This is a genomic window from Flavobacterium sp. W22_SRS_FP1 (assembly GCF_052113685.1).
In the GTDB taxonomy this organism is placed as follows: domain Bacteria; phylum Bacteroidota; class Bacteroidia; order Flavobacteriales; family Flavobacteriaceae; genus Flavobacterium.
In genome coordinates this window covers 1-12,473 of record NZ_JBGQOE010000025.1, presented here as the reverse complement: position 1 = coordinate 12,473, position 12,473 = coordinate 1, and the positions used below count along the sequence as shown (strand labels likewise).

General features: G+C 34.7%; 7 protein-coding genes and 1 pseudogene. 4 read left to right on the top strand and 4 right to left on the bottom strand.

What is annotated here, in order from left to right; genetic code table 11:
- Nucleotide 1: 1 nt before the first annotated feature.
- The 4 genes from ACEN2H_RS12635 to ACEN2H_RS12620 all read right to left on the bottom strand — a co-directional run bounded on the left by ACEN2H_RS12635 (nucleotide 2) and on the right by ACEN2H_RS12620 (nucleotide 6,553).
- Nucleotides 2-2,224 (bottom strand): NADP-dependent isocitrate dehydrogenase, encoded by a 2,223-nt coding sequence (locus ACEN2H_RS12635; RefSeq protein WP_441732906.1) that lies wholly within the window; start codon nucleotides 2,222-2,224, stop codon nucleotides 2-4.
- A gap of 270 nt (nucleotides 2,225-2,494) precedes the next feature.
- A complete protein-coding gene (gene rplS, locus ACEN2H_RS12630) occupies nucleotides 2,495-2,845 on the bottom strand; it encodes a 50S ribosomal protein L19 (protein WP_441732904.1) in 351 nt (116 codons plus the stop codon).
- 163 nt (nucleotides 2,846-3,008) lie between these two features.
- A complete protein-coding gene (gene trmD, locus ACEN2H_RS12625; RefSeq protein WP_441732902.1) occupies nucleotides 3,009-3,689 on the bottom strand; it encodes a tRNA (guanosine(37)-N1)-methyltransferase TrmD in 681 nt (226 codons plus the stop codon).
- Nucleotides 3,690-4,027: 338 nt separating this feature from the next.
- A complete protein-coding gene (locus tag ACEN2H_RS12620; RefSeq protein ID WP_441732900.1) occupies nucleotides 4,028-6,553 on the bottom strand; it encodes a M14 family zinc carboxypeptidase in 2,526 nt (841 codons plus the stop codon).
- A gap of 660 nt (nucleotides 6,554-7,213) precedes the next feature.
- Between ACEN2H_RS12620 and ACEN2H_RS12615 the strand changes: the two are divergent.
- The 4 genes and pseudogenes from ACEN2H_RS12615 (at nucleotide 7,214) to ACEN2H_RS12600 (ending at nucleotide 12,429) form a co-directional block, all read left to right on the top strand.
- A pseudogene (locus tag ACEN2H_RS12615) lies at nucleotides 7,214-9,292 on the top strand (M3 family metallopeptidase).
- 258 nt (nucleotides 9,293-9,550) lie between these two features.
- The gene (locus tag ACEN2H_RS12610) at nucleotides 9,551-10,546 is read left to right on the top strand and encodes an alpha/beta fold hydrolase (RefSeq protein ID WP_441732898.1); all 996 of its coding nucleotides are present in this window, start codon (nucleotides 9,551-9,553) and stop codon (nucleotides 10,544-10,546) included.
- Nucleotides 10,547-10,663: 117 nt separating this feature from the next.
- Complete coding sequence (locus ACEN2H_RS12605; RefSeq protein ID WP_441732896.1) at nucleotides 10,664-11,332, top strand: peroxiredoxin-like family protein; 669 nt, start codon at nucleotides 10,664-10,666, stop codon at nucleotides 11,330-11,332.
- Nucleotides 11,333-11,466: 134 nt separating this feature from the next.
- Entirely contained in the window at nucleotides 11,467-12,429 is a 963-nt protein-coding gene (locus ACEN2H_RS12600) for an MFS transporter (protein ID WP_441732894.1), read from the top strand.
- Nucleotides 12,430-12,473 lie beyond the last annotated feature (44 nt).

The following is a 12,473-nucleotide window of genomic DNA, read 5'->3' as shown; positions in this document are numbered from 1 at the left end:
ATTAAGCGATTTTAGCTAATATAGCATTCAATGTTTCGCTTGGACGCATTGCTTTGCTAGTTAATTCTGCATTTGGTTGGTAATAACCACCAATATCTTGTGGCTTACCCTGTGTTCCTATTAATTCCTCGTTAATTTTCGTTTCATTTTCTTCCAACTCTTTTGCTACTGGAGTGAAAATAGCTTGTAGATCAACGTCTTTAGTTTGAGCGGCTAATGCTTCGGCCCAATACATAGCCAGGTAGAAATGCGAACCGCGGTTGTCAATTTTACCTATTCTTCGGGCAGGTGATTTGTCATTTTCTAAGAATTTCTCTGTAGCTAAACCTAAAGTTTCTGACAAAACCAATGCTTTTGGATTATTAAAAGTACTACTTAAATGCTCTAGTGAGACGGCTAATGCCAAAAATTCCCCGAGCGAATCCCAACGTAAATATCCTTCTTTAATAAATTGCTCTATGTGTTTTGGAGCAGATCCACCAGCACCAGTTTCAAACATGCCACCACCATTCATCAGAGGAACGATAGACAACATTTTTGCTGAGGTTCCTAATTCAAGGATTGGAAATAAATCAGTTAGGTAATCACGTAACACGTTTCCAGTTACAGATATTGTATCTAATCCTTCTTTAGTTCTTTTTAAAGTAAAAATCGTTGCTTCGATTGGATTTAGAATTCGGATATCTAAAGCAGTTGTATCGTAATCTTTCAAGTATAAATTCACTTTTTCGATTACTTGTCTATCATGTGCTCTGTTTTCATCTAACCAAAATATGGTAGGTACATTAGTAGCTCGCGCTCTATTTACTGCTAGTTTTACCCAGTCTTGAATAGGAGCGTCTTTTACTTGGCACATCCTAAATATGTCTTTCGCTTCAACAGCTTGTTCCATCAAAACTGTTCCTTTGTTATCTACCACACGAACAACTCCGTTTGCAGTCATTTGGAATGTTTTATCATGAGAACCATATTCTTCCGCTTTTTGCGCCATCAAACCTACATTTGGCACACTTCCCATCGTTGTTGGATCAAAAGCACCATTTTCCTTGCAGAATTCGATAGTAGCTTCGTAAACTCCAGAATAACAACGGTCCGGAATTAGTGCAATTGTATCTTGTTGTTTTCCCTCTTTGTTATACATCTGTCCTGAAGTACGTATCATCGCTGGCATCGAAGCGTCAACAATCACATCAGATGGCACGTGAAGATTGGTAATGCCTTTGTCTGAATTTACCATCGCTAGGTCAGGTCCGTTTTCCATTGCTTGACTAATAGCGGATTCTATTTCTGCTTGTTTAGGGTGTCCAGCAATTTTTGCATAAACATCACCTAGTCCATTTCTAGTATCAACATTTAATTCTTTAAATACAGTGGCGTATTTTTCGAAAACATCTTTGAAGAAAACTTCAACAACGGCGCCAAAAATAATTGGATCCGATATTTTCATCATTGTCGCTTTCAAGTGTACCGAAAAAAGTACGTTCTCTTTTTTAGCTTCTTGAACTGCTTTAGAAACAAAACTTTTCAAAGCATTTAGGTTCATTACTGATGTGTCAATTATTTCGCCTACTTTTAATGGAGTACTATCTTTTAAAATAGTTGTTGTACCATCTGATCCTATAAATTCAATTTTAACGGCAGTAGCCTCTGAAACAGTTATTGATTTTTCAGTTCCGTAAAAATCACCGTTTTCCATTGTTGCCACTTTTGTTTTTGAGTCAGAGGACCATGAACCCATGGAGTGTGGATGAACTTTTGCAAAGTTTTTAATTGCTTTTGGGGCTCTACGGTCTGAATTTCCTTCGCGTAAAACAGGGTTTACTGCAGAACCAAGAACTTTAGAATATTTTGATTTAATTTCCTTGTCGCTGTCATTTTTAATGTCTTCGGGGAAATTAGGTATTTTGTAACCGTGTGCTTGTAATTCCGCAATAGCTTCCTTTAATTGAGGAACGGAAGCGGAAATATTAGGCAACTTGATGATATTTGCTTCAGAGGTTGTCACTAACTCTGCAAATTCGGATAAAGCGTCGTTAACTTTTTGTTCGTCGGTTAGGAATTCAGGGAAATTAGCCAAAATTCTTGCTGCAAGAGAGATGTCTTTGGTCTCTATTTCAATACCTGCTGTCGCAGTAAAATCTTTAACAATTGGTAAAAAAGAATAAGTCGCTAACAATGGCGCCTCATCAGTTAAGGTGTAAACAATCTTTGATTTTTGTGTCATTTTTATATTTTTATAATCGTATCCTTCAAGAATAGGATGTGAAAGGTGTAGTATGCTTAAAATCAAGCGGAGCAAATATATGAAAATCAGACCGAAGTTAGTGCGGGTTTAGCATAGAAATATAGCAATGATGGGTTTACGTAACTAGTTAAACTAAAATTGTTATTTCTTTTTAATGTTTTGGTCTTTTAATTAGAAAGTTATAGTTAAAAAAAAATCATAAAAAAAGTCCCGACACTGTCGGAACTTTTATGATAAAGAAATATTTGACTATCTTCTTTTGTCTTTGATTTTTGCTTTTTTACCAGTAAGTTCTCTGAAGTAGAAAATTCTAGCTCTACGAACTGCACCTTTTTTGTTTATTTCAATTTTTTGTAAAGCTGGTAAGTTTACAGGGAAGATACGCTCTACACCTACAGAACCTGACATTTTACGAATTGTAAAAGTTTCTGTATTACCAGAACCTCTTCTTTGGATAACAACTCCTTTAAAAAACTGTGTTCTAGTTTTTTCACCCTCTTTAATTTCGTAGTATACAGTGATGGTATCTCCAGCTCCGAATACAGGAAAGTCATTTCTAGGTACTAATTCGTCTTGAACGAATTTCATTAAATCTGCCATGATAATTTTAATTATGGTTTTTTATTAAATCAACATTCACGGATCTCGCCAGAGGTTGGTCTAAAGTGGCGGCAAAAGTAAAGAATTATTTTGAATTATAAATTATAAATTTAAAATAATTTAAATCCTTACTTCTAGCTATTTAGAGTTTAATATTCAATATTTATTCCTCTTTCAATAAATCAGGACGTCTGGTTTTTGTGTGTTCATAAGACATGTCTTCCCTCCATTTGTCAATTTTCGCGAAATTTCCGCTAGTCAAAACCTCTGGAACTTTCCATCCCTTGTAATCTGCAGGTCTTGTGTAAATAGGACCTGACAATAATCCGTCTTGAAAACTATCTGTTAATGCCGAAGTTTCATCACTCAAAACTCCTGGAATCAAACGGATTAAAGCATCTGATAATACTAAAGCTCCAAGTTCACCTCCACTCAATACGTAATCGCCAATAGAGATTTCTTTCGTAATGAAATGATCACGAACGCGCTGGTCCACTCCTTTATAATGTCCGCATAAGATGACAATGTTCTTATACATCGACATGGTGTTGGCCATTTTCTGGTTCAAAGTTTCTCCGTCCGGGGACATATAAATGATTTCGTCGTATTCTCTCTCACTTTTCAATTGAGTTATACAGGCGTCAATAGGCTGCACGGTCATTACCATTCCGGCTCCGCCACCGTATTGGTAATCGTCGACACTTTTTTGTTTGTTAGTGGTATAATCTCTTAAATTATGAAAATGAATTTCCACCAAGCCTTTGTCAATGGCACGCTTCATAATTGAAGCCTCAAACGGGCTTCGCAATAATTCAGGTAAAACGGTAACGATATCAATGCGCATAATTATGTTTTTCTGCTGTAAAAATAGTTTTTTTATCCCAGATTCTGCGATAGAGTTCGTAACGAAGCTGAATTATAGAATGTAAACAAGTGTTCATGGACTATTTTGCAAGAAGAAATACTTTTGTCTTTCTATTTTAAAAATAGGACTAAGTCTTGTTTTCGAAGAAAATAGTAGATGTTGTATGTTTTTGATTTGGAATTATGAGCTATAATTCAATTTTCAATCTGTGATTATAATAACAAAGGCAATGTAGTAAATGTGTTATTCGAAATAGGAGTTTTTACTACATTACCTTACTAAGGTTCTTATATTTTAAGTTTCAGTTTTTTGCGGTACTACATCAGTTTGCTAAAGAATATAGCGTTCCAAAATAATTTTTCTGTTCCTAACCAAAAAGCTCTGAAATTAGTGTTGTCAGTAAAAATTAAAATTTTACCGTCTCCCTTCTTAATCGACTGAAATGGAACCGTTTCTTTTAACAATTCGGAATTTGTTTTCGAAATGTATCCACTTAGCAATGGGTTATTCGTATATTGAATTGGATTATTGTAACTATTTTTATTGGGTTCGATCATAATAGAGGTGTTTCTAAAAATAGGCAGTTTGTTTCTAGGCATTCCAAAATTAATAGGATGGGATAAATCTAGTTTGGTTTCAAATATGGCTCCTGAAATCAGTTGGGCTCCTCTTGAATTAGCAATTTGTTCGAAGCTTATATTTTCTGCATCTCCTTTGTTTTTCTTGAAATTTAATTCTATCAATTTCGATTCAGTGAGCCATTTTATTGCATCCTGATAACCGATAAGCGTTCCTCCATTTTGTACCCATTGTTCTATTTTGATTATTGTTGCTGGAGAAAGAATAGAATAATTACCGTTTACTAAAATTAAAGTGGTGTATTTATTTAGATTTATGCGCTGTAGCTGGTCAATATCTATTTTAGTTAATGGCATAGCCGCTTTTTGGTCAAACATATGCCATATTTCTCCAGCATCGGCAGGATCAACGCCGCTGCCAACAAGCATTGCGACTTTTGGCAGCGAAAGTGTCTCGAAGTTTGGGTTACCTAGATTTATTCCCTGAGTGAACCCTGTTTCGACGGCTGTAATATCGAAAGGATATTCTGTTATAATCTCATTTAGATAGTCGTAGATTTCTTCTGAATTCATTTCTTGATTTTGGACGGCTAGAAATAAGCTCCCGTAAGAAAATGTTTTGCCGCTATGAAGAAAGGGATGTTTAGAAGTTTTTACACGTAATCCTTTTGAAAGTAACTGGTATAATAGTTTTGGGGATTTATGATCGGTCCATTCGATAAGGTACCCAATGTCACTTTTCGTAGTGACAATTCCCTTCTTCAAGTTGGGCTCATATTTTACTCCTGCTTGAGAAAGCGAAGTAACACTTTCAAAATTAACATTGAAGGCCAAATCAAAACTCCAAGCTGATATATCATAAAACAGGCTGTCTTTGAATTTTGTTTGTTTGTCAAAAATAGCATTAATAAGCCTTGTGTTTTGCTGTTCGACTGGAATGATATAACTCAAGTTTTTAGTAAACTTTTTGTTGTTGACGATAATGTCTTCTTTTAGTTCTACCATCTCAATTTTATGTTGGCTTAAAATTTTTGCCAATTCATTTACTCGAGTCGCATCTTTTTCGTCGCCAAAAACATATCCTTTTACTTTACTTTTTTTACTCTCGGATCTCGAATTTCTATAAAAATCACTTTGGTATTTAAGAAGCTCAGTTCTCATTTCTGAAGTAGCTTGCAAGGTTGACAGGCTTGTAGTGAACTGGTTCCTGATTGTGAATGGAAAAGTAATGATGCCGTTTGCGCTTTCCTGAGCATGACCTCTTGAACTTGCTTGCTCAAATAAAATTCCTATTGCTCCATTTATATCAGGGTATGAAGAACCTTTACCGTAATAAAAGTCATCGTAGTTTTCTTCTATAAAATAAGAACTACCAATTTTGTCTAATGCTTTTGCGTGATAACCTGCAATTTTTAGTGTTAGTTTTTGGTTTAATTCGGGTGTAAGTGGGTTGGTGCGACTTGGCTCTCCGGGTTGAAAAAAGTAAGTTGAATTAGTTCCCATTTCATGGAAATCACAGAGGACATTAGGCATCCATTTTGTAAATGTTTTAATACGTGCTTGGCTCTCTGGAAGCTGAACTGGCAACCAGTCTCTATTCATATCAAATAAATAGTGGTTGAATCTTCCTCTCGGCCATCCTTCATTAAATTCACGGTCATTTGGGTCAGTGACTAAGTTGGTACTTTTATTACTGTTTACCCAGGTTGAAAAACGTTGTATTCCATCAGGATTGAAGCAAGGATCTAATAAAATGATAGTGTTTTCTAATGTTTTTTCAAGCTCTGGACTCTCACAAGCGGCAAGATAATAAGCCAAAGCGATTGCGGCTCCTGATCCACTAGATTCGTTACCGTGAATAGAATATCCTAAATAGACTACAATAGGCATGTCAGATACAGCTTCCTTATTTTTGTTTGCGGTTAGATTTTCTAAATGTTGTACGTTAATCTCCTTGATACGAGCTAAGTTTTTTGGACTCGAAATGGTTAGCAGTTGCAATGGTCTGTTTTCAAACGTATATCCGGTGGTTTCAATTGCAATTCTGTCAGATGCTTTTGCAACCTCCTCCATATAGTAAGCTAACTGAGTGTGGTCCGTATGCATTTCACCTAATTCAAAATGAAAGATACTTTTAGGAGTAGGTATGTTTTTGTTGTAGGTAAGGTTTTGAGGTAAATAATAATCTAAAGTAGGTTGTTTTTTTAGCTGTTGAGCACTAGCTCCAAAAGTAAGTAAAAATGTAAAATAAAAAAGAAATCTCATAGTAGGTTGTTTTTATGCGGTAAGGCGTTTTATGTTATGTATTGAAGTACCAAATTGCTTCACATGATTGTTTAAAGGATATTACATTGTTGTCTACATGTCTTCGAAAGTTATTTTTCCTCCCAGTACACTATTTATTACTTTTTAAATTGCAGAAAACACATTCTATTTTTTTGTCGGTTCCTTTTTGTTGCTTTTTTTTCAAATTTATCTACAAAAATAAATTCTGTAGCGATTGAGTTAATTTTTTTAATTCACTGTTACAACTTTCTCTTTCATTATTGTAACTGAAAATCACATCAAGAAATTAATTTTTGGTTTTTGTGCGCCAAAACCAACAGCGGCAATATAACTATAATATTTTGTAGAGCTGATTCAAGATAATCCTTCCTTTTGTAACTGAGTCTGCGTTTTTAATAGGCTTGCCCTCGAAATAATTATCTCATTATTGACTTTGTCAGAAAATGAGTCCTGTTTTTCATTTTATCGAAAACCAAATATAAGGATATTTTTTTCAGTGCGATTATATGTTTTTAATATAACAATGTTCGTTGCGTCGGTTTCGTTAGCTTTTATTTTGACTACTTTTATAAAAAAAAAATCAATAATCATCTTATGAAAATCTTTTCAAAAATAATTTTATCAAGCAGCATGTTTGTTATGGTTGCATCCTTACAAACGCTGCATGCTCAAAATAATGCTGTTAAAATGACAAATCCACTTTTACAAAAAAGTACGTTGCAGTATCAAGCTCCAACTTTTAATTTAATTAAAGACGAGCATTTCAAGCCTGCTTTTGAATATGGTTTGAAAACTCATGATCAAGAAATTGAAAAAATCGCCAACAATCCAGCTAAACCCAGTTTCAAAAACACAGTTTTAGCGTTAGAAACTTCAGGCGTAGATTTAAAAAGGGCAATGAGTGTTTTTTACAACTTAACAGGTTCTAATACAAACCCAGATTTACAAAATATTGAAACGGAATATGCTCCAATATTTTCAGCGCACAACGATAAAAAATATTTAAATAGTAAGTTATACAAGCGCTTCAAAGCAGTAGACCTTAATATACTGAATGGCGAAGACGAGAAATTAACTGAGTTTTATTTACAAGAATTTGAATTGGCTGGTGCCAATTTATCTGATGGCGATAAAGAAAAAGTAAAAAAAATAAATGAAGATTTGGCGAGTTTAGGAACTCTTTTTGGCAACAAATTATTGATTGCGCGCAAAAACGGAGCTGTCCTATTTGATAATGTTACTGATTTAGACGGTCTAACTGTTAATGAGATTGCTGCAGCCGAAGCCAAAGCAACAGAGGCAGGGCATGACGGGCAGTATCTAATAGGGCTATTGAATACAACCCAGCAGCCAGTTTTACAAAGTCTTACCAATAGAGTTTCCAGAGAAAAAATATTCAAATCGTCTTGGACTCGTTCTGAAAAGAATGACGACGGAGATACCCGTGAAGTATTGGAGAAAATGGCGAAATTACGTTTGCAAAAAGCCAATTTAATGGGGAAAAAGAATTTTGCAGAATGGAAAATACAAGATCAAATGGCTCAAACGCCAGAGAGAGCTATGAATTTATTAGCAAAAATTGCTACTCCTGCCGTTGCAAAAGCAAAAGTAGAAGCAAAAGAAATTCAAGAGTTAATTGACGCTCAAAATGGCGGGTTTAAATTAGAGCCTTGGGACTGGAATTTTTATTCAGAATAAGTTCGTAAGGCCAAATACGATTTGGACGAAAGTCAGATTAAACCATATTTTGAACTAACAACAGTTTTAGAAAAAGGAGTGTTTTTTGCCGCCAAAAAGATGTATGGCATTAGCTTTAAAGTGCGTAAAGATTTACCAGTCTATCACCCAGACGTTGTGGCGTATGAGGTTTTTGACAATGACGGAAAATCAATGGCAATCTATTATTTAGATTTCTATACCAGAGATAATAAAAATGGTGGTGCTTGGATGAGCAATTTTGTGGACCAATCACATTATTTAAAACAAAAACCTGTAATTGTAAACGTTTATAATTTTGCAAAACCAGTAAACGGCAACCCTTCTTTAATTAGTTTTGATGATGTAACAACTATGTTTCATGAGTTCGGACATACATTACACGGTTTGTTTGCAAATCAAGATTATAGCAGCCTTTCTGGCACATCAGTGCCTCGTGATTTCGTAGAATTCCCATCTCAAATCAATGAGCATGCTGCGTTAGATCCTGAAGTTTTAAAAAATTATGCCATTCATTACAAGACTAAAGAGTCGATTCCTCAGGAATTAATTGATAAAATAAAAAAAGCGGAAACCTTCAATAAAGGATATGATGTAACCGAACTTTTGGCAGCGTCAACAGTAGATATGGCCTGGCATAGTGTGGAGAATGAAGCTGATTTCAAGCCAACCTTAGTTTTTGAAAATGAAGCACTTCAAAAATACGGACTTTTAGTAAACGAAGTGCCTCCAAGGTACCACTCTCCTTATTTTGCGCACATCTGGAGTGGAGGCTATTCTGCTGGATATTACGCTTACACATGGTCAAAAACCTTAGATTACAATGCTTTTGATTGGATGAAAGCAAATGGTGGTTTGACTAGAGAAAATTGTGAGCGTTTTAGAAAATATATTTTATCAGTCGGAAATAGCGTTGATTTAAACAAAGCCTTCAATGAATTTATAGGTCACGATATGGAAATCGAACCGTATTTAAGAAATGCAGGACTTTTAAATAAATAAAAGTATCTTATATAGTATCAAATGGCATTCGTAATGGATGCCATTTTTTTTTGAAGCAATTTCCAGCTGTGCACTATATCTATTGTACCGTCCCGATGTTTCGGGACTGGAACAATAGGATGCCGTTTCCATCTGGGCTAAATTTTAGGGTTAATTGTATTTTGTTGTAAACTGTAAAGTTTTCCTAATAGTTTTTTTAGTAGAAACCTTTATTCCTAAATTTACATTTCGTAAATAAAATCTTAAAAAATGCTAAGTATGAAATTCAAATATTTATTACTACTGTTTTTTATAACACTAGCTTGTCTTGCACAACAAGAGAAGCTAAGATGGCTGGACATCAACTTAAGCAATTATGAATATCCGTATCTTGTACAATTCATCACGTTAAAAATACAGCAGCAAGAACTCCAAATGGAATATATGGATGTGAAGCCAGACAATTATAACGGAAAGAATATCGTTTTGCTTCACGGAAAAAACTTCAATGGAGCCTATTGGAAAACAAGCATTGCAGCTTTAACAAAACAAGGATTCCGAGTTATCGTACCAGACCAAATAGGTTTTGGTAAATCATCAAAACCAGATCATTTCCAATATTCATTTCAACAACTTGCACAGAACACAAAACAAATTTTAGATACATTAGGTATTGATAAAACAGCTGTTTTGGGACATTCTATGGGCGGAATGATAGCGACTCGGTTTGCATTAATGTATCCTGAAATTACAGAAAAATTAATTCTTGAAAATCCAATAGGCTTAGAAGACTGGAAAATTAAGGTGCCGTATCAAAATTTGGATTGGTGGTATAAAAATGAATTAAAGCAGAGCTACGAAAAGATTAAAAATTACCAATTAGATAGTTATTATGACGGAAAATGGAAGCCAGAGTATGACCAATGGGTAAATCTTTTAGCAGGATGGACTTTAAATTCCGATTTTAAAAGAATAGCTTGGAACTCGGCTTTGACCTATGATATGATTTTCACACAACCCGTTTGTTATGAGTTTCAAAACATCAAGGTTCCAACGGTTTTAATTATTGGAACCAGAGACAGAACGGCTTTAGGGAAACCATTAGTTAGTGAAGAAGTGAGGAAAACGATGGGTCTATATGCCGTTTTATGTAAAGAGACGCAAAAGAAAATACCAAATGCAAAACTGGTTGAGATCCCTAACATTGGGCATATGCCACACATTGAAAATTTTGAAAAATTTATACAACCACTAACAGATTTTTTAGAGAAGTAATCAAAATAACTTGGCTCTAAATATCGCGGTAAAAACTGCCAACTACAATAATAAAATCGACAATTAATAACAATAGGGGATAGAGGTCAATTCGTCCCATTATTAAAACAATAAATTATGAGTACAGACAACACTACCAATGGTTTGCAAGCCACTTTAGATAACGCAAGAAAGGCATGGGAAGCAAAAGCAACAGCACAAATTAAAGAAATATATGCAGAAGGGATAACTGATGTAACATGTCAAAAGATTGTTGCTAACGCAAAAAAGAATGATGATATGGCGCCTAATTTTTCGCTAAAAAATGCTGTTGGAAAGGAAGTACAATTAAGTGATTATCTTAAAAAAGGACCAGTAGTTTTGACTTGGTACCGTGGCGGTTGGTGCCCTTATTGCAATATGACTTTGCATTATTTGCAAGAGCAGTTACCAGATATTCAGTTAAAAGGAGCTAGTTTATTGGCCTTGACACCTGAACTACCAGACAAATCACTGTCTACTACTGAAAAACACCAATTACAATTTGAAGTTTTAAGCGATGTTGGGAATAAAGTTGCGAGAGAATACGGAATCGTTTTTAAATTGACGGATGCTGTCGCTGATCACTATCAAAAAGCATTTGATTTACATGCTTATAATGGTGACGAATCAGATGAATTGCCACTAGCGGCTACTTATATAATTAATCAAAAGGGGTTTATTATCTATACGTTTTTAGACGCTGAATATAGAAACAGGGCAGAAATTAAAGATATTTTATCGACCCTTGAATCAATAAAGAAATAATTAAATTAGAATATTTTATGCCTCCAAGAGAATAAATTTTTGGAGGTATTTTAATTGTTTTATACTTGCTTAGTACCTGTGCAATTTATTTTTTTTTAAAACGATAATCAAGAAAGGAAACGTATTTTTGTGCGATGAATTTATCAAAGAAGAATGTCCTCTTTATGGCAGTTGCTACCGGACTTATAGTGGCTAATTTATATTACTGCCAACCGTTAATAATTTTAATTGCAGATGAATTTAAAATTCCCCACGCGGATGCAGGAACAATAACCTATCTGACACAAGCCGGTTATGCTATCGGTTTGTTTTTTATGGTTCCGCTAGGAGATAAATTAGAACGTAAAAGTCAAATTCTTATCACCACTTTTGCTTCAGTTATCGCTCTGGTTATTGCGGCCACAGCTCAAAGTTATTTAATCTTAGCAATAGCGTCACTCTTAATAGGAATCACTTCTATTGTACCCCAACTTATTTTGCCACTGGCGGCCTCTTTATGTGCCCCAGAACAAAGAGGTAAAGTTGTAGGGACAATTATGAGCGGGCTTTTAGTAGGAATTTTGTTGTCGAGAACCTTAAGTGGTTTTATAGGTGAGGTACTTGGATGGAGAGCCATGTTTTGGATTGCTTCAGGATTATGTCTGGTATTATTTTTTATCATAAAAAAACAATTTCCCTATAATAAACCAGTGTTTAAAGGTACTTATGGCCAACTAATAGGTTCGCTTTTTACCTTAATAAAAGAACAACCTTTATTGCGTGAAGCCACTTTAATAAATGTATTCAGTTTTGCTCAATTTGGTGCTTTTTGGACCACAATGGTTTTACTACTTTCGGCAGAACCATTCCATTTTAACAGCGCTACAATTGGGCTTTTTGGAATTGTAGGAGCTTCAGGTGCTTTGGCAGCGCCTTTGGTTGGTAAACTGGGAGATAAAGGAAATTCTAGAATTGCAGTTGGTTACGGCTGTATGTTAATTGCTTTTAGTTTTCTCATTTTTTATTTTTCAGGATCAAGTATTATTGGAATCGTTTTCGGAATTATTTTTTTAGATATTGGTTTGCAATGGTCTAACCCCCTAATAATCGGACTTTAACATTTTAAGTTTTACAAACATACAAAATAAGTAAATATCTTTGC